This window comes from Mycobacterium heckeshornense (assembly GCF_016592155.1).
GTDB classification, from domain to species: domain Bacteria; phylum Actinomycetota; class Actinomycetes; order Mycobacteriales; family Mycobacteriaceae; genus Mycobacterium; species Mycobacterium heckeshornense.
Genome location: NZ_AP024237.1, coordinates 2,955,753 through 2,973,619 on the forward strand (window position 1 = coordinate 2,955,753; position 17,867 = coordinate 2,973,619).

Consider the following 17,867-nt stretch of genomic DNA (forward strand, 5'->3'; position numbering starts at 1 on the left):
GATGGCAACGAGGTACGACCAGGACATGAAGGCCAGGGCGGTCCGGCTGGTCCGGGAGCATCGCGACGAGTACGACACCGAGTGGGCGGCGATGCGGGCCATCTCGGCCCGGTTGGGGATGAGCGCGGAGACCCTGCGCAAGTGGGTGCGCCAGGCCGAGATCGACGACGGCCAGGCTGCTGGGGTATCGACGGCGGAGAGCCGGGAGTTGCGCGAGCTGCGTAAGAAGAACCGTGAGCTTGAGCAGACTATCGAAATCCTGAAGGCGGCAACAAGTTTCTTCGCGCGGGAGAGCGACCCGCGACACCGTTGATTTGTGTATTCATCGCCGAGCATCGTGCTCGGTTCGGGGTCGCTCCGATCTGCCGCGTGCTGAGCGAGCGTGGCTGCAAGATCGCCCCGAGAACCTTCTACGCCTGGCAGGCTCGCCCACCATCGAAACGGGTCTTGTGGGACATGACGGTCGCTGAGATCCTGGCCGGCTACTACACCCCCGATGCTGATGGTCGCCGCAAGCCCGAGTCACTCTACGGTGCGGCCAAGATGTGGGCTCACCTGCAACGACGGGGCATTCCGGTGGCCAAATGCACCGTGGAGCGTCTCATGCGGGCCAACGGCTGGCAGGGGGTGCGGCGGGTCAAGAAGGTCCGCACTACCGTGGCCGATCCCGCCGCGCAGCGGGCACCGGACCTGGTGGATCGCACCTTCGCCGTCGATGCCCCCAACCGGCTTCTGGTCGCCGATTTCACCTACGTTCGCCTGGTCACCGGGGTGTTCGTCTACACCGCGTTCGTCGTCGATGCCTACGCCGGGCGGATCCTCGGCTGGGCGTGCTCAACGACCAAGCACTCGTGGTTCGTCGAATCGGCGCTCCGTCAGGCCGCAGCGCTGCGGGCCCGTGAAGGCCACCCGCTGGCGGGGTCGACGATTCACCACTCTGATGCCGGGTCGCAGTACACGTCGGTGCACTGCGGGGAGACGATCATGCTCGCCGGCATGAAGCCGTCGATTGGAACGGTCGGAGACGCCTACGATAATGCGTTGGCGGAGACAATAATTGGTCTCTATAAGACCGAAGCGATCCGGAAAGACTCACCGTTCCCAACCGGGCCGCTGCGCTCGGTGCACGATGTCGAGCACCTCACCGCCGACTGGGTCCACTGGTTTGGATATGCGGGTGATTTTCGGCGTGTCTGCTGCTGTCCCGCGGGGCGGGCGCGGATGCTGTGGGCGGGAGGTTGTCGTGTTCGTGCCTTGCCTGGTTCACCCAGTTGGCGGTGGCGTTCTTCGGCTGGGGCATGAGCTGGTCGACGACTATTTGGGGATGGTCGCAGCCCGGGCGCGCCCGAACACGGTGCTGGCTGCCGCGTTCGATCTGAAGGTGTTCTTCACTGAGGTCGCCAAGGCGCCAGAGGAGGTCACCGATGCCGACGTGTTGTCATTCATCGCTGCCCAGCGCCAGCCGAGGCGTGGCGCGGAAGTGGTGCGGATTGACGACGGTGAGGCTGGACTGTCGGCGCGCACGATCAAGCGGCGGCTGGCCTCGGTCGCCGGGCTGTTCGAGTATCTGATCGTTCGTGGCGTTGTTTCTAGAAACCCAGTGCCGCAGGGATTGTCGACGCGGACTCCGAGTCGGGCGGTGCGTGGCGTGCCGTTGATTCGCACCCCGCGCACTGTGCCGCGGGTGATCGACCCCGATCAGGCCGACGCCTTGATGAGGGCGCTGCGCACCCACCGGGACCGGGCGATGGTACAGGCGATGCTGCTGGGTGGGCTGCGTCGGTGCGAGGTGCTCGGGCTGCGGCTGGGTGACGTGCGTCCCGGTGAGAAGCGGTTGTTCATCGCCGACGGCAAGGGCGGTCACCAGCGCATCGTGCCGGTGTCACCGCGCTTTTTCACCACTTTGGCCAGTTACCTGGAGCTGGAGCGGCCGCATACCGCGTCAACCGATCACGTGTTCGTGGTGCTCAAGGGCCAACGTCGGGGTCGGCCGCTCAGCGCGGCCGGGCTCGATGAGATCATCGCTGGTGCTCGGCGTCGAGCCGGCATTGAGCACCTGACCTGTCATCAACTGCGGCACACCTGTTTTACCCGGCTGCGTGAGGCCGGGATGGCGTTGGAGGCGATCCAGGCCCAGGCCGGGCATCGCTCGCTGGAATCGACCCGCATTTACTTGCACTTGGCCAACGGTTGGCTCGCCGACGAATACCGGCGAGCGGTCGAGGCGATCGATGCGCAAGCGATGCAGGCACCCTGATGCCCGCGTCGGTGGTGGTAGACGACTCCTGGCTCGTCGAGGACTATCTGGCCGCGATGCGGGCCTCAGGGCACAAGACGGGCCGGTCAACGACCCGATCGGCATACACCTGCGAGGGCAAGATCCGGCGGGCTGGCGGATGGGATGGGCTCACCGCCGAGCAGCGGCTCGACGTTGTGGTCAAGGCGCGTTCGTTCACGTCCTGGCTGATGGTCACTGGCCGCATCACTGTGGACGCCGAGCTGCTCAGCCGCACCGACCTGCGGCCGGGCCTGCCGGCACGGTCGTTTTGCCCCGCCGATTACCACTGGTTCAACGAAGCCTGTTCTCGCATCGGCGTTTCGGCCAGGGACACCGCGGCGCAGTGGAACATCCTGGCGAAGGTTACTGCCATCACCGGTGTGTCACCGCGCGCGATCACCGACGAGCATTTCGACGCCGCCCGTGTGGCGATGCTCACCGCGTATGCCCGCCGCGGCAAGCCCACCGCGGGCAAGAACGTGGCCGCGGTTTTTCACCGCTTGCGGCTGACGCTCTTCCACGCCGGCCAGATTTCTACGCTGCGCCCACCGGCGGTGCAACACCAATCCTCGGACACCGGATGGGACACGGCGCCAATAAAGTTCGTCGAGACCGCGCAGCGATACCTCGCACAAGTCGCGCTGAGTCTGCGACCGAGCACCGTCCGACACATAGACCTGGACCTGCGCCGATTCGGAATCTGGCTGGCCGACACCCACCCCGACGTCACCGGCTGCGCTGATCTCCGGCGCGAACACATCGAGGCATTCAAGGCGTGGCTGTGCACGCACGCCAGGCCATCCACCGGCAAGCCGCTCAACCGGGTCAGCATCAAGAACACGCTGATCAACCTGCACTGCTTTCTCACCCGGATCGCCGAGTGGGGCTACCCGGACGCGCCGACCAGGGCACTGATGTTCCCCGGCGACCTGCCCATCATCGACAAGCCGCTGCCGCGGTTCCTCGACGACGCCGCAGCAGCCAAGTTGCTGCGCGCTACCCGCAGCGAGGCCGATCCGCTGTCTCGGCTGATCGTTGAATTGCTTGCCCGCACCGGGATACGCCGCAGCGAGCTGCTGGCCCTCACCGTCGACGCCGTCGTGCAGATCGGATCCGCCTACTGGCTGCGCATCCCGATCGGCAAGTTGCACAACGACCGCTACATCCCGCTGCACCCACAGCTCAAAGAACTCCTTGATGACTGGATCGCCAACCATAGACCCAATGGGTTGCGCACCAATCACCTTCTGATCGAACACAGACGGCCGATTAGCCATCACCGCGTCACTTCGGCGTTGCGCCGCGTCGCGGGCGCGGCCGGCATCGGCAACGCCACCGCGCTGATCAACTGCGGGGTGTCGCTGCAGGCGCTGATGGCGCTGCTCGGCCATTATGCGGGTGATCTTGTCAAGTGCGTCTTGTCAGGAGGCGGTTTGATCGAGTCGGGCGAGCAGTCCGTCGAACACTTTCTGGCGGCCGAGCTGTCCTTTCTCGGCAGCGTCGTCGCGTTGTGCCTGCAGAGTGGGCCGGAAGGCGATGGTGGTCTGAAAGAAGGTGCAGGATTCGCAGATGGATTCGAAGTGGCAGTCCAGGCCGACGGGTCGGGCGCAGTAGCCGTTACCGAGCATCCGACGGTGCATCTCGGCGCGGAGCTTTCGCATTTCGGCGCCTTCGGCGTCGGCGGGAAGTGCGCGCGGCTGATCGTAGAGGGCCTCGACCTTTTCGCTGACGGTGAAGTATTCGTCGGCGACGGTGCGATCGGCGATTCGAGCGTAAACGAGCGTCATCCGCATAGATCGGTGACCCAACAGCGCGGCCAGCGCTTCCAGCGACATACCGCGGTTGATCGCCTGGGTTGCCAAGGTATGTCTGAGACGATGGGGCGAAACACGGCCGATGCCAGCCACTTTCGCGGTTTCAGCGACGGCCCGATCGACGCGGCCCTCCCCGATGCGTTGGCCGTACTCAACGAACAGGTAGCAGCTGCGCAGGCTGACGGGTCGGGCGGCGAGCCATTCGTCGAGGAGATCCTTGAGTTGGGGATGCAACGGAATGTACCGGTCGTTGCGCAGTTTCCCGAGCGGCACGTGCAACCAGTACGCGGCCCCGATCTGCACCACGGAATCGACTGTGAGATCGAGGAATTCGCCCTTACGCAGGCCGGTGCGGGCCAGGAACTCCACGCACAGCCGGACAAACGGGTCGTCGGCGGCGCGCGCGGCCTGCAGCAGCTTGGTGAACGCGGCGTCGTCGAGGAAGCGGGGCAGCGGCTCGTCGCGGATCGGCAGGTCGCCGGCGAACACGAGCACGCGGGCGGGAATATCGTCGCCGTCCCATTCGGTGAGCCGGTCGAAGCAGGTGCGCAGGGTGCCGAGATGTTCGGCGAGACTGATCTTGGACAACCGGCCGCCGCGCGCCGAAGGACGGGTGGCCAGGTGCAGCTTGTAGGCCTCGATGTGTGCCCGACGCAGGTCAGCAACACAGACCACCTCGGGGGCGTTCGCGGCCAGCCAGCCGGCGAACTCCCGCAGCACGCCCTCGACACGCACCATCGTCGAGGCCCGCAGCGACAGCCGCGTCTGGGCGATGTAACCGGTCAGGGTGGCCGCCAGCCGCGGCGGAACCGCCGCCCACTGGGCGGCCCGCTCAGCCGAGCGGTTTGGGCTGGTCTTGCGGGGCGCGCTGTCGAGGACGCCGAGGTGGAACAGGGTGGTCTGCGCACCGAACAGCGCCGCGCTCAGTGCTTTGGCGCCGTGGCTGCCGGGTCGGTGACGAGTTATCGCGGCACTCAACGCTTTTCGCTGCTCATCGATCACCGGCTGGGTCAGCTGCTCGGGAGTCAGCCCGGCCAGCGCGGCCACCTTGGCCAGCGCCGACCACTGCAGGCGGGTCACGATGGGATCAAACCCGAGCTCGGTGGAGGTCGCGACGAACCGTTGGTGGAATCCGCGGTGATGATGGGCGGCGACTTCGCCGAGGTAGGGCCGGCACGCCACGAGATAGTCCGGGCTGGGCCGCAGCCGTCCCGTCACGATCAGCCAACCAACCACCCGTCGATCCTTCAGCGGCAAAGCGCACTGGGTTGCCAGCGGCAACGCAGACCAGCCCGCCACACCCACGCGGGTGAAGAACGTGCGGGCCACCGAGGTCACCGGATGTCCGGCGAACATCCCGGCCGCAACCAGGTCGGCCCGATACGCCTCGACGAGCTCTTCGATGTCGGGGCGATGTGCTGGTGAGCGGTTCATGCCTCGGCCGCCTCACCGGAGGCGACGACCTGCGCCTCGATCGCTTCGGCGGCCCGCAGGTACTCCCGTTCCAACCAGTCGTTGGCCAGGTGCAGGTAGATGCGGGTGGAGTCGATCGAGGCGTGGCCGGCCTGGGCTTGGATCGCCTCCAGTGCCATCCCCGCCTCCCGCAGCCGGGTGAAACAGGTGTGCCGCAGCTGATGGCACGTCGCCTGGGTCAGCCCGGCGCGAGCGCGCGCACCGTCGAGGATCTCGTCCAGACCGGCGGCCGACAACGGCTCGCCACGCCGGGGCCCCTTCAACACCACGAACACCCGATCGGTCGACGTCCGCGGCCGCTCCTGATCCAGATAGTCCCCCAGCGATGCGAAGAACCGCGCCGATACCGGCACCATCCGCTGCCGACCGCCCTTGCCTTCGGCCACGAACACCCGCCGCTCGCCGGCGTTGACGTCGTCGAGGCGCAGGCCCAGCACCTCGCAGCGTCGCAGTCCACCCAGCAGCATCGCCTCGACCATGGCCCGGTCGCGGTGGGTGCGCAGCGCCGCCCGCAGCGCGTCGACCTCGCTTGGCGCCAGCACCCGGGGCAGCGTACGCGGGGTGCGGATCAACGCCATCCCGCCCTTCCCGCGCCGAGCACCGGGGCGGCGGGCGGCCAGGCTGGTCGGCACCGGGTTGCGGCTTACGCCGGTGTCACCGCGGGCCGCGAGGTAGGCATACAGGCCACGCACACTGGACAACCGGCGGGCGATCGTGCGCGCCGCCAGGCCCGGCTCGCCGTCCTCCAACCGCACCACCCGCTCACCCAAACGGGCAGTGCGTTGAAACGCCAAGAACGCGAACACATCTGCGGCGCTCACCTGGGTCGGTTCCTTGGCAACCACACCGAAGAAGATCTTCAAATCCGAGGCCACCGCCAGCCAAGTGTTCGTTCGGGCCCGTGCCGCAACGAAGGCCAGGTAGTCATCCAGCAGCGGATGCCCCAGGGTGATCGCGGCCAACTCCGCCCCACGATGGTGACGGACCAGGCACGGCATGAACACGGCAACCTCCTGCCGCCAGCATCCGCGCCCACCCCGCTGGATCACGGCAGACACGCCGAAGATCACCCGTATATCAAACACAAAACCTTAGCCATGACAATGGTTTACGCACGAATTGCTGATAAGACCGTCGCCGAGGAGTACTTCGCCGTCACCGAGAAAGTGGAACTACTCTACGGCCAACCCCATCAACTCGCCGGCGACGACGAAGGCCGCGAAATGCGCAAACTGCGTAACGAGATGCACCGCCGCATGCTGGGCAACGGCTACTGCGCACGACCGGTCGAGATGGACTGCCACTTCGAGTCCATCTGCGAATCCTGCAGCTTCTTCGTTACCACCCTCGAGTTCCGGCCCACGCTGCAACGCCAGCGCGACGATGCCGCCAACAAGGGCCAACTCGGCCGCCAGAAGATCTTCGACGGCATCCTCGACCGCCTCGATACCACCGCCTCGTGACCGCCCTACTTGACTCGATCACCCGCATAAGTACAACACCAGCCGGCTCATGCACCGACTCGGACTGAAACCACCCATCGAATACGAGGCCGACTACCATGCACACCACACCGGTCAGCCGACCGGCGCAAAGTAAACCGGTGTGCACAAAACCCAGGGCGATTCACCATGCACACTCGGCATCTCGCCCGCCGCGGCCGCACCACATCACGCAGTCCCTCGATCTGACGGGCCCGGGCATACCCCCAGCCACCCAGCACCCCGTCCCCGCATGCCGGACACGCGATCTCCCCAGCCGCCAACCGGGACTCGACGCGGACAACATCAGCCTCTACCGTCACCATCGGTGCCTCCGAGCACTACAGCGCGGCACCCCGCAAGCCGACCAAGACTTCAGCGGGGTGCCGCGCACCCATCAGTTCCTCGTCACACTGACGGTGCACACGAACAAGATCAACCCCGCCGCCACACCGACCGTCACATCGGCAGACTCAATGAAGAATGGCCACCCCGTGGTCGCCATCCAAAGAGACGGTCAACACCCGGTGAGTCCGGAGACTTTCTGGTGTGTGAGCTCAGCCGGCGGCTGGTCTCCGGTGTTGAGCGTAGTAGGCGGCCTCCAGGTCCACTGGTGGGATATCGCCGCAGTACTTGTAGAGGCGGCGATGGTTGAACCAGTCCACCGATTCGGCGGTGGCCAACTTGACCTCCTCGATGGTGCGCCAGGGTTTGCGGGGTTTGATCAACTCGGTGTTGTACAAGCCGATGATTGTCTCGGCCAACGCGTTGTGGTAGGACGATCCGACTGCCCCGACCGAGGGTCGGATACCGGCTTCGGAGAGCCGCTCGGTGAACCGGATCGAGGTGTATTGGGATTCTCTATCGGTATGGTGGACGACATCTTTGAGATCAAAGATCCCTTCGCGTTGCCGAGTCCAGATGGCGTGTTCGATGGAATCGAGCACCATTGAGGTCGCCATCGTTGCGGCCACCCGCCAGCCCAGGATCCGTCGGGCATAGGCGTCGGTGACAAACGCGACGTCGGCAAACCCCGACCAAGTCGATACGTAAGTCAGGTCGGCCACCCATAGCCGGTTGGGCGCCGGCGGGCCGAATTGGCGACTCACCAGATCGGCGGTCCGGGCCGCCGTCGGATCGGAGCCCGTCACGATTTCTGTGTAAGTCTGAGGTGACTTGACAACGAGTTATATTCTAACATAACGGAATCCGTCCAGGGAACAGTTTCGCCAGGGTGTTAAGCGCCACAGTCCAGTTGTAGGTTCCCGTCCCCGAATAGCCTCCTCTGTGGCTGGAGATGTTGCGCAACCCCAAGTACAGCAACTTGATCGCAGAGTCCTTGTCCGGGAAATGTCCGCGGTTCTTGGTGATTTTGCGTAGCTGGAAATTGATGGACTCGATCGTTATCTGGAGTCCTCGGGCTGAAAGCAGGGTTGACCTGCGTGTTTGCGTGGTGGAGCCTGTCTTCGACGTGGTGGTGGGCCCGACCGCGGTCGAGGTCAACAGGGCCCGATTGTTGCCGAACTGCGATGTGCCGTCGCTTGTTCGGCGGGCCGCGTGTGACCGTTGTCGCGGAGCTGGCCGAGGGCGTGGGCGAGTTGGCGGCGTAGCTTGTGGTTCTCGTCGGCGAGTTCGCGGTTGCGGTGGTGGGCGAGTTCGAGTCGCTGGCGTAGCGAGTCGTCGCTGGCGCGCTGCGAGGAGGGTATCGGCGTGGTCGGTTGGTGTCGGCCCTGGTCGCGCAGCCTGCGGATCTCGTCTTTGATGTCGGTTTGGGTGTAGATCCAGGAGCGGGAGACGCCGGCGTGGCGGGCGACGGACTCGAAGGTGAGCGCGGCGCCGGTTCGGTCGAGGTCGTGCATCGCGGCGATCGCCTTGGCGCGGGTGTGTTCGTGTCGCTGCCGGGCGGCAGTGGTGAGGTGGATGCTGTTGTCAGCGCGCATGTTTGGTGTCCTTTGGCTCGTTGAGGGCGGTGATGATGTTGTCCAGGTTTCCCAGCACTTGCCGGTTCATTTCGGCGAGCCGTTGCTGGCCGCGGGCCTCGGCAGCGGTGACCAGCTGCAGTACCTGCTGGCGTTGGGCGCGGTGCTGGGGCAGGAATTCGGGGGTGGTGAGGAACATGGGGCAGGTCAGGCAGGCGTTGGCGTGTGGGCAGCTCTGCTGTACCGGCAGCCCACAGTAGCCGTTGGGCAGGGCCTGGGTTGCTTGGGCCAGGCGCTGTTTGGCCCAGACGGCGTCGGAGAGTGGCCCATCTGGGTCGAAAACCACTGTGCGGCCGGTGATATCGACCTTGCGGGCGGCTTCCCAAGCCCGTCTGACGGTGGTGTCGTGCATTCGGGCGTAGTGGGCGGTCATCTGTGGTGAGTCGTGGTCGAGGATGCGGCGCACGACCTCCTGCGGAACATCCCGGTTGAAACTGGTGAACGGCGTTGTTCGATGATGTCGAATGCTATTGGTGGATTTACTCATCCGGCGTGCCTGGCCGTGGCCACGCTGGTGGTGTCGGCCGGTTTGTTGGGTACTGTCGCCGCAGCTACTGAGGCGGCCATTGCCCCTGTGGCAACTGACCTGGCGCGTCCAAGATGATCGGGATTAGAAATGACGCCAGCGCTTGATCCGGTTGGTCGTCTGGTCCCGCATACACCCCGAATGTGTAGGTTCCGCCGCCGTAGATTAGAAACGGCAACATGAGGTTGAAGACCCGCCACTTAAGCGGGCGGTCCGGGACGTCGTCCCACATCCAGATCTGCTCGAGCCTGCCGCGCTTTTGACCGCCAGCATCGTGAACGATGACAAAGAGCTGAGGATCGTGCTCGGTGCCGTTCTCAGTGGAGACGCAGAGCAGGATCGGTGCGGTTGACTGGTGAACCTGCTTGTCCTGAAGGGGCGGCAAGTGAATCTCGACCTGCGGGACACCGACGGCATTAACGGCATCGTTCTCGAGGACGACACCTCGTGTTGGCACAAAGGCATTGATGTGCACGCGGCGCTTTCTTTCTGTTGGGGTCGGTTCCGAAATTGAAGACGGTTTTCTTGACGATGTAGTTGACGATCTCGCAGACGCGGACGAGGTCATCTACGGTGGCGAGTTTGACCCGCAGCCTCGCTCGCTCATCTGCGCACCGGCTCCCTCATCCGGCGGGTTCTATCGCTGGTCCGATTCGGGTCCGGGCAACCTCGGCGGCGTAGTGCGACCAGTCCCCGCCGGCGGCGTGGGCCCAGTCGGCAGCAGTGGTGGTGTGGATGCCGAGCAGGTCGGCGAGGACGGCGGCGGGGACGGTGGTGGCCAGTTGGAGCATCGCTGCGCGGTGGCCGGTCTGGGCGTCAATGCCGAGCCGGCCGAGGCGTGCTCCGAGCCGCGCTGGCGTGATCGATTGTGCGGGAAAGTGTCCGGGGAACAGCCAGTTGCTGCGCGGCGCGGCGAGACTGGCGTGGCGGCGAGGGGTGTCGAGGTGGGCGCGCACGAAACCGGCTAGGCCGAAGTTCCCCCCTTCTGAGAGGGGGCTGATTTCCTTTCTGCTTTGTGAGCAGGTGTTTCAGTGTTCATGTGCCGGCAAGGCGTAATCATGTATTCGCAAGACTTGTTCGGCGTGTCATTTTCTAAATTCGCTACTCTCGTACTGCTGTTGTGCTAGAAAGTAATCATGTACGTGACGCGGGTGCCCAACCGTGGATCACCGCCGGCGGTGCTGTTGCGCGAAAGTTACCGCGAGAACGGCAAGGTGAAAACCCGCACGCTGGCCAACCTGTCGCGCTGGCCCGAGCACAAGGTGGACAAACTGCAGCGCGCGCTCAAGGGCCTGCCGGGGACGGGCGATCTGGCCGGGGCGTTTGACATCACCCGCAGCCTGCCGCACGGGCATGTGGCCGCGGTGTTGGGCACCGCCGCCAAGCTGGGCATGGCCGAGCTGATCGACCCCGCCCCGTCGCGTAACCGGGACTTGGTGTGCGCCATGCTGGCCGCGTCGGTGATCGAGCCGGGCTCCAAGCTGGCGATGGCGCGCGGGCTGCGCATCGAGACCGCCACCAGCACCCTGGGTGCGGTGCTGGGCGTGGCGGGTGCCGATGAGGATGACCTGTATGACGCGATGGACTGGGTGGTCGAGCGCCAGGATGCCATCGAAAACTCGTTGGCCGCACGGCATCTGGCCAACGGAACCCTGGTGCTCTATGACGTGTCCTCGGCGGCGTTCGAGGGCCACACCTGCCCGTTAGGGAAAATCGGGCATGCCCGCGACGGGGTCAAAGGCCGGTTGCAGATCGTCTACGGGCTGCTGTGCTCACCAGCCGGGGTGCCGATCGCCATTGAGGTGTTCGACGGCAACACCGCCGACCCGAAAACCCTGGGCGCCCAGATCACCAAGCTCAAGACCCGGTTCGGGCTGACCACCATCGCCCTGGTGGGGGATCGGGGCATGCTCACCAGCGCGCGCATCCGCGACGAGCTGCACCCGGCGCAGTTGGATTGGATCAGCGCGCTGCGCGCCCCGCAGATCAAGGCATTGGTCGACGACGGGGCGCTGCAGCTGTCGCTGTTCGACGAGCAGAACCTGTTCGAGATCACCCACCCCGACTACCCCGGCGAGCGGCTGGTGTGCTGCCACAACCCCGCCCTGGCTGATGAGCGTGCCCGCAAACGCGGCGAGCTGCTGGCGGCCACCGAACACGAACTACAGACCATCGCCGAGGCCACCCGCCGCGCCAAACGACCACTACGCGGGCGGGACAAGATCGCGCTGCGGGTGGGCAAGGTGCGCAACAAGTTCAAGATGGCCAAGCATTTTGACCTGCAAATCACCGACGAAGCGTTCAGTTTCTCCCGCAACCAGGACGCCATCGCCGCCGAGGCCGCCCTCGACGGCATCTACGTGCTCCGCACCAGCCTGCCCGACCAGACACTGCAGCGCGACGAGGTCGTGCTGCGCTACAAGGACCTCGCCGACGTCGAACGGTTCTTCCGCACCCTCAACACCGAACTGGACGTGCGACCCATCCGGCACCGCCTCGCCGATCGGGTGCGCGCGCACATGCTCCTACGGATGCTGTCCTACTACATCAGCTGGCACATGAAACAAGCCCTCGCACCAATCCTTTTCCAGGACAACGACAAACCCGCCGCCGCCGCCAAACGTGCCGACCCCGTCGCTCCCGCCCAACGCTCCGATCAAGCGCTGGCCAAGGCAGCGCGCAAACGCACCGAAAACGACTACCCGGTGCACAGCTTCACCAGCCTGCTCGCCGACCTGGCCACCATCTGCGCCAACCACATCCAGCCCACCGACGACCTGCCGGCATTCACCAAGATCACCAACCCCACCCCACTACAGCGGCGAGCCTTCGAACTACTCGGCGTCTCACACCGCCACGGACTCGCGTAGTCAGCACACCAACACAAAACCCCAGCTCAACCCACTAAACCGCTCCACACCAGGGGGAACTTCGGGCTAGAGGGGGTGTATAAGTTAAACGGTGTAACTTCTGAGACAAAAGGAGAGCACTGTGACTAATGTGATCACCGACGAGAAGGGTGTCGAAGCGCCGGACACCGGCGTCGTGGATCTGGATGAGTTGGATCAGCAGCTGGTCGGTCAGTTGGTGGATCGGGCCCGCTCACAGGGGCTGCGGTTGACCGGGGAGGACGGGCTGCTGGCCCAGCTCACGAAGACCATCATCGAGTCTGCGGCCGAGGGCGAGATGGACGATCATCTCGGCTACGCCAAGCATGATCCGGCCGGCCGCGATGGCGGCAACTCTCGCAATGGCACCCGCACCAAGCAGCTGCTGACCGACGTCGGGCCGGTGGAGGTCGCGATACCTCGGGACCGGGATGGGTCGTTCGAGCCGCAGATCGTGCGCAAGCGTCAGCGCCGTCTTTCAGGGATCGACGGGCTGGTGATTTCGTTGTCCGCCAAGGGCTTAACTCACGGCGAGATCGCCGCGCATCTGGCCGAAGTGTACGGCGCGCAGGTGTCCAAGCAGACCATCTCGACGATCACCGACCGGGTGATCGAGGCGATGAGCGAGTGGTGCAACCGGCCGCTGGACCCGGTGTATCCGGTGGTGTTCATCGACGCGATCAACGTCAAGATCCGTGATGGCAACGTCGCTAACCGGCCGATCTACATCGCGCTGGGCGTCACCGTCGACGGCACCCGCGATGTGCTGGGGCTGTGGGCCGGTGAGCACGGCGACGGGGAGGGCTCCAAGTATTGGCTGCGCGTGCTCTCGGAAATCAAAAATAGGGGCACCCAGGACGTATGCATCGTGGTGTGCGATGGGCTCAAGGGCTTGCCGACCGCCATCGAAGCCGTGTGGCCGCAGGCGATCACCCAGACCTCATCTATTAACAATGGATCGGCCGGGATGGTCTCGGCGTTCACCTGCACCACCACGGGCAGGGCCCACGCAAACGCGTCACCTTCGAGGTCCACATGCAGACCTGTCCGCCCGTGGTGGCTGCGGGGCGTGGACCGGCCAGCGAGAGCAGCGCCACCGCTGTGGGCGGTGAGTGCCGAGATGAGGTTCCGGGCAGGCCTCGCGATCGCAGGGTGAACCTTTCACATTGAAAGGGATCCAAGTGCAATGAATCAGAGTACTCTGCAACGGCCGAACAGCTTCTGGTGTGGGATCGACTGGGGTGGGCGCTTCCATCACCTGTGTGTGCTGGATGGCACCGGCCAGCAGCTGCTCAGTCGCAAGGTCGCTCACACCGTCGATGGTCTGGCCGTCCTGGTCGGGTTGATTGCTTCGTTCACCGGTGCGGTCCGGATCGCGATCGAGCGGGCCGAAGGGCTACTGGTCGAATATCTCCAGCACCACTGCGATGCCGAAATTTATTGCGTGTCACCGAAAATCTCGGCGCGAGCACGCGAACGCTATCGGATGGCGGCCGCCAAGTCCGACGAATTCGATGCCTATGTGTTGGCCGATACGTTGCGTCACCAGTATGCCCAGTGGCGGCCGTTGGCCGTTCCGTCGCCGCTTCTAGCGGAGCTGACCGCAGTGAGCCGCGATCGTCAACGCATCCTGGATATGCAGGTGGACACCGAGAATCGACTGCGGTCAATCTTGGATGCCTATCATCCGTGCCCGTTGCACCTGTTTTCTGCACTGGACCGGGACATCACCCTGTCCTTCATCCGCAGCTATCCCACTCCCGTGCAGGCGGGCCGGATCACCGCTGCGCGGATGGGCGCGTTCACGTCCCGGCACGGCTACAGTGGCCGGCACAAACCCGAGACACTTGTCGCCCGGATGCAGCCGCATCTGCTATCGGCGAGCGACGGCACCGTTGCTGGCAAAGCGTTGGCGGCCAAAGCATTCACCGAACAACTGGCTCTACTCAACACCCATTTGCGAGCCCATGACAAACGACTGGGCGAACTGCTTGAGGCGCACCCGGACACCCCGATCTTCACCAGTTTCCCCGGCATCGGACCGGTCACCGCCGCCGTGTTGATCTCCGAAATGGGTGAGGAGCGCAGTCGTTTTCCTTCGGCGCCGTCATTGTTGGCAGAGACCGGCTTGGCTCCGGTCACCAAGGTGTCCGGGCGCACACGTCAGGTTCGCTTCCGCTACGCCGCCAACCGGCGGATGCGGCACGCCATCGACTGGTGGATGTTCGTCGCCGTCCGTGAAGACCTCTGGTCGGCCGACATCTACCAACACGCCCGCGCCGCCGGCCAACCACACCATCGTGCCCTGCGTGGCCTGGGCGCCCGCTGGTGTCGCATCTTGTGGCGCTGCTGGCACGACCACAACCCCTACGACCCGGCCATCCACCACCGCGCCACCGCCGCCTAACAACCCCACCCCGCCCCCGCGCTGAGCAAAGTCAGCCAGCCGCGGCGATCAATCATGCCCACGACCCGAGGTTGACAGCGGGAGTCTGTGTCGTGCACCTTCTGAGGAACTCGTTTCGCTACGCCTCCAAGAGGGACTGGGCCGCGATCGCCAAAGACCTCAAGCTGGTCTACACCGCGGCCAGCGAGTCAGCGGCTTTGGACGCGTTCGCCGCGTTCACCGAGACCTGGGGCCAGCGCTACCCGGCCATCATCAAGCTGTGGGAGAACGCCTGGGCCGAGTTCGTTCCCTTCCTGGCCTTCGACAAGGAAATCCGCAGCGTGATCTGCACGACCAACAGCATCGAAAGCCTAAACTCAAGGATCCGCAGGGCGGTCAACGCCCGCGGCCACTTCCCGACCGAGCAGGCCGCGCTCAAGTGCGTCTACCTGGCGATCATGAGCCTTGACCCAACCGGCAAGGGCCGCAAGCGCTGGGTCAACCGATGGAAAGCACCGCTCAACGCCTTCGAGATCGCATTCCCAGGGCGACTAACCCAAGGCCGAAAATAACAGTACAACAACCAGTTACACCGTTAACTTGACAGCCTCGCTAGAGGCTCGGGGATTTCGATGTCGGCGGTGCCGAAACGGACCGACAGTGTGTCGGTCGACCGGCCGCGACCCCGCTGCACAGGCGTTCGTCCCCGCAGACCATGCATACGGCCGTCGGTGGTCGCCAGCAGCTCGAGCAGATGTCTGGGCCGTCCGGGCCGGCGCGTTTCGAGATTGGCCGCACCCGCCCGCATCGGCCGCAGAGCCGGGCAGCACCCGCGTTCAACTCGGGTCCTCCATTTCGGAGATGATGCGGGCGCGTTTAGTTCGCAACTCACGCGGACCCGACTGTGTCGTGGTGGATTTCGCGCCGACAGCGCGTTTGGCGCCGGATTTGGATTCGACCACCGGCTCGATCAGATCCGACGGCGTGCACTCGAGGATGTCGCACAAAGCGGCCAACGTATGCAGCGACAACCGTTCCGGGGTGCCCGCCGCCAACCGGTAGACCTGCTCGCGCGACAACGCAACCCCTCGTTCGGCCAGCAGTGGCCCCAACTCTGTGGTGGCGAACATGCCCCGCTCGGCCATCCGCAACCGCAGATGCCAGCGGTAGCCCACGGCCCGACTCATCGCGAGTTCCCTTGCGGAATTGTGTCTTTCACCATGGCGGTGCCCCAGTGCTGGTGGTGATCACCTGAGCAACTCGCGCCTCGGTTCTCGTGGTGAGTCGCTTGACGTGGTTGTAATAGTCGGTAACCTGCTGCTTCGTCACGCTGGTGGCTGCTGATCCCCGATGAGCTATTTCACCTCGGAGTGTCACAAACGCGTCGAGCTTCTTTGCGGCGGCGCTGGCGCGCATTCCCGGCCAGTACCAAGCCTTTGCGACGTTCTCAACGCCGACAGCGCTCTTGAACAGATCGTTGATCTGTGAGGTCTTCGGCGTGTTGAGTCTTCTGTTCCGTTCCGCCTGGAGCTTCGTGAGTCGGGACGATAAGACTGCCCGCCAGCCGTCGTCGGCTAGTCGCCACACAGCCAAATCGTGCAGGTCATCCTTGAGTTCTTGGGCAACCAATTTCTTTAGCTCTGATGGTAGTCCGTTGGCCGTTGTGGAGTGCTTCACGAGGTGGTTGAGCGCCTCCGCGGCGAGATCTTCGCAAAATGCTTCCCAGAAGGCCGTGAGGAGCACGAACGCGGACTTGTGGAGCGCCTCGACCTTCCACTTCCGGCCGCGGCCTTCGGGGGTGATATCGCCGTGGATCTCGAGGAGGCGATCGATCTCTCCGCAGTTCTCCCCAAACGCCTTTTGCGCCTGGCTGGTCATCTCACTGTCCTCCGGTCGCAGGTAGCAGCGCATTGTTCATCGCAAGATCCCTTGGGGTGCAGCGACAAACGCCCGCTCGACGGCTGCGCGCAGCATCCGGTTGGCGTGATCGGCCCCAACCGTGGTGTAGCCGGCCGTCGTTGATGCCCAGGAATGCCCGGCCTGGCGTTGTACGAATGTCGGGTCAACACCGTCCTCGATTAGGTGTGAGATGTAGGAGTGGCGCAGGCAGTGCGGCGTGAGATTTTCTGGCAGGCCAGCGCCGGTCCGGTAGACGGCGAACCTCTCGTCGACCTGGCGCACTGAGATGCGCTCGCCCCGTTCAGTGAGAAACAGCGCGGGATGGTCAGCGGTGGGATAGCAGGGCCGGATCTCGGTCACGTACTCCTCGACCACCTCGGCCGCCCACGGCATCACCGTCGCCACCTGCCGGCGCCGCGGTGGCGAGCCGCGCATCGCCTTGCCGTAGCGCACCGCCAACGTGCCGAATCGACCTAGCTCCGGCACCGCGGGATTCGTCGTGAAGTCGGCCACGTCGAGCATCGCCGCCTCCCGTCGGCGTAGCCCCCAGGCGTAGGTCACTTTGAACAGTGTTGCGTCGCGAAACGCCGCCAGCCACCCTTTGCGACCGGTTGCGCGGACCTCGCCCACCCGGGCATCGGCATAATCGAATAACGCCTGCAACTCCACGCGGGTGAACGGCCGCCGTCCCGGCCTGCCTTCGTAGTCGGCGACATGCACCGCAGTGTTCCACTCATGACAAATCTGCACCGGATGCGTCCCGAACCGCGCCTCACACTCCGCACTCCAGCCATAGCGGGCGTCGACCACGTAATCCAGGAAGCATGCCACCGCACCCTGATAAGAGCGGATCGTGGTGTGCACGTGGCCGTTACGCGACACCAGGCTGCTGGTCCAGTCCTCCACATCACTCGCCGTCCAGGTCCACGGGAACCCGTTCGTGAACTCGGCGAACCGGCGCACGATCCGCTCCCGCCATAACACCGTCGCGTCCGCCAGCAGTCGGCTGCGTTGCTGCGCCCGCCACCCCGCGAGCATCGCGTCGAACACCGTCCGCTCTGGGTGCAACAGCGCCGTTCCCTGCACCAGCACCAGCCGCGCCGAACCAGCCAGCAGGCCTTTCTGTTGCGCTTGTTCCGGCAT

General features: G+C 64.9%; 13 protein-coding genes and 6 pseudogenes. 8 read left to right on the forward strand and 11 right to left on the reverse strand.

From position 1 onward, the window contains the following. The first annotated feature begins 1 nt into the window (after window position 1). From MHEC_RS24405 to MHEC_RS24410, 3 genes and pseudogenes are all read left to right on the forward strand, one after another. A protein-coding gene (locus MHEC_RS24405) for an IS3 family transposase (RefSeq protein WP_414018099.1) occupies window positions 2-1,302 on the forward strand; the annotation gives its coding sequence in 2 pieces (ribosomal slippage) (window positions 2-275 and window positions 275-1,302; 1,302 coding nt in all). Window positions 1,303-1,324: 22 nt separating this feature from the next. Continuing rightward, window positions 1,325-2,257: a tyrosine-type recombinase/integrase gene (locus tag MHEC_RS14085; protein ID WP_236591477.1), complete on the forward strand. Its 933-nt coding sequence runs from the start codon at window positions 1,325-1,327 to the stop codon at window positions 2,255-2,257. Window positions 2,258-3,192: 935 nt separating this feature from the next. After that, window positions 3,193-3,612: pseudogene (locus tag MHEC_RS24410) on the forward strand (tyrosine-type recombinase/integrase); the annotation flags it as partial. 87 nt (window positions 3,613-3,699) lie between these two features. Here the strand turns inward: MHEC_RS24410 and MHEC_RS14095 are convergent. Both MHEC_RS14095 and MHEC_RS14100 read right to left on the reverse strand, forming a co-directional pair. Further along, on the reverse strand, window positions 3,700-5,526 hold the full coding sequence (locus MHEC_RS14095; RefSeq protein WP_201399466.1) for a tyrosine-type recombinase/integrase: 1,827 nt from the start codon (window positions 5,524-5,526) through the stop codon (window positions 3,700-3,702). Beyond that, on the reverse strand, window positions 5,523-6,563 hold the full coding sequence (locus tag MHEC_RS14100; protein ID WP_048893843.1) for a tyrosine-type recombinase/integrase: 1,041 nt from the start codon (window positions 6,561-6,563) through the stop codon (window positions 5,523-5,525). Before MHEC_RS14100 ends, MHEC_RS14095 begins: the two co-directional genes overlap by 4 nt. A gap of 99 nt (window positions 6,564-6,662) precedes the next feature. Between MHEC_RS14100 and MHEC_RS14105 the strand changes: the two genes are divergently transcribed. Further along, window positions 6,663-7,028: a hypothetical protein gene (locus MHEC_RS14105; protein ID WP_236591476.1), complete on the forward strand. Its 366-nt coding sequence runs from the start codon at window positions 6,663-6,665 to the stop codon at window positions 7,026-7,028. Window positions 7,029-7,603: 575 nt separating this feature from the next. On the opposite strand, the pseudogene MHEC_RS14110 reads toward MHEC_RS14105, so the two are convergent. From MHEC_RS14110 to MHEC_RS14135, 6 genes and pseudogenes are all read right to left on the reverse strand, one after another. Next, window positions 7,604-8,194: pseudogene (locus MHEC_RS14110) on the reverse strand (IS3 family transposase); the annotation flags it as partial. 46 nt (window positions 8,195-8,240) lie between these two features. Continuing rightward, a pseudogene (locus MHEC_RS25225) lies at window positions 8,241-8,447 on the reverse strand (transposase); the annotation flags it as partial. 98 nt (window positions 8,448-8,545) lie between these two features. Beyond that, entirely contained in the window at window positions 8,546-8,986 is a 441-nt protein-coding gene (locus MHEC_RS14120) for a DUF6262 family protein (protein WP_048893923.1), read from the reverse strand. Further along, window positions 8,976-9,455: pseudogene (locus MHEC_RS14125) on the reverse strand (tyrosine-type recombinase/integrase); the annotation flags it as partial. The pseudogene MHEC_RS14125 and the gene MHEC_RS14120, both read right to left, overlap by 11 nt. 121 nt (window positions 9,456-9,576) lie before the next feature. Then, window positions 9,577-10,026, reverse strand: coding sequence for a hypothetical protein (locus MHEC_RS14130; protein ID WP_201399564.1), 450 nt, complete (start codon window positions 10,024-10,026; stop codon window positions 9,577-9,579). Between the two features lie 148 nt (window positions 10,027-10,174). After that, window positions 10,175-10,507, reverse strand: coding sequence for a hypothetical protein (locus MHEC_RS14135; protein WP_152967096.1), 333 nt, complete (start codon window positions 10,505-10,507; stop codon window positions 10,175-10,177). 180 nt (window positions 10,508-10,687) lie between these two features. Here MHEC_RS14135 and MHEC_RS14140 point away from each other — a divergent pair, with 180 nt between their 5' ends. From MHEC_RS14140 to MHEC_RS14155, 4 genes and pseudogenes are all read left to right on the forward strand, one after another. Beyond that, entirely contained in the window at window positions 10,688-12,421 is a 1,734-nt protein-coding gene (locus MHEC_RS14140) for an IS1634 family transposase (RefSeq protein ID WP_071700660.1), read from the forward strand. 175 nt (window positions 12,422-12,596) lie between these two features. Then, window positions 12,597-13,391: pseudogene (locus MHEC_RS14145) on the forward strand (IS256 family transposase); the annotation flags it as partial. 234 nt (window positions 13,392-13,625) lie between these two features. Then, entirely contained in the window at window positions 13,626-14,846 is a 1,221-nt protein-coding gene (locus MHEC_RS14150; protein ID WP_071700283.1) for an IS110 family RNA-guided transposase, read from the forward strand. 83 nt (window positions 14,847-14,929) lie between these two features. Next, window positions 14,930-15,397, forward strand: a pseudogene (locus MHEC_RS14155) (transposase); the annotation flags it as partial. A gap of 264 nt (window positions 15,398-15,661) precedes the next feature. Here MHEC_RS14155 and MHEC_RS14160 read toward each other — a convergent pair. From MHEC_RS14160 to MHEC_RS14170, 3 genes are read right to left on the reverse strand one after another with little or no spacing between them, the layout of a single operon-like run. Next, a complete protein-coding gene (locus MHEC_RS14160; RefSeq protein ID WP_048893786.1) occupies window positions 15,662-16,012 on the reverse strand; it encodes a helix-turn-helix domain-containing protein in 351 nt (116 codons plus the stop codon). A gap of 28 nt (window positions 16,013-16,040) precedes the next feature. Continuing rightward, window positions 16,041-16,703, reverse strand: a complete 663-nt coding sequence (locus tag MHEC_RS14165; protein ID WP_152967085.1) for an MAE_28990/MAE_18760 family HEPN-like nuclease — start codon at window positions 16,701-16,703, stop codon at window positions 16,041-16,043. 36 nt (window positions 16,704-16,739) lie between these two features. Continuing rightward, window positions 16,740-17,867, reverse strand: a complete 1,128-nt coding sequence (locus tag MHEC_RS14170; protein ID WP_048893784.1) for a tyrosine-type recombinase/integrase — start codon at window positions 17,865-17,867, stop codon at window positions 16,740-16,742.

Bases quoted from the DNA above. Each gene is read 5' to 3' on its own strand.
- MHEC_RS14120 (WP_048893923.1), bottom strand. From the start codon at position 8,986: ATGCGCGCTGACAACAGCATCCACCTCACCACTGCCGCCCGGCAGCGA.
- MHEC_RS14150 (WP_071700283.1), top strand. From the start codon at position 13,626: ATGAATCAGAGTACTCTGCAACGGCCGAACAGCTTCTGGTGTGGGATC.
- MHEC_RS14100 (WP_048893843.1), bottom strand. From the start codon at position 6,563: ATGCCGTGCCTGGTCCGTCACCATCGTGGGGCGGAGTTGGCCGCGATC.
- MHEC_RS14160 (WP_048893786.1), bottom strand. From the start codon at position 16,012: ATGAGTCGGGCCGTGGGCTACCGCTGGCATCTGCGGTTGCGGATGGCC.
- MHEC_RS14170 (WP_048893784.1), bottom strand. From the start codon at position 17,867: ATGCCGGAACAAGCGCAACAGAAAGGCCTGCTGGCTGGTTCGGCGCGG.
- MHEC_RS14165 (WP_152967085.1), bottom strand. From the start codon at position 16,703: ATGACCAGCCAGGCGCAAAAGGCGTTTGGGGAGAACTGCGGAGAGATC.
- MHEC_RS14140 (WP_071700660.1), top strand. From the start codon at position 10,688: ATGTACGTGACGCGGGTGCCCAACCGTGGATCACCGCCGGCGGTGCTG.
- MHEC_RS14095 (WP_201399466.1), bottom strand. From the start codon at position 5,526: ATGAACCGCTCACCAGCACATCGCCCCGACATCGAAGAGCTCGTCGAG.
- MHEC_RS14085 (WP_236591477.1), top strand. From the start codon at position 1,325: ATGGTCGCAGCCCGGGCGCGCCCGAACACGGTGCTGGCTGCCGCGTTC.
- MHEC_RS14105 (WP_236591476.1), top strand. From the start codon at position 6,663: ATGACAATGGTTTACGCACGAATTGCTGATAAGACCGTCGCCGAGGAG.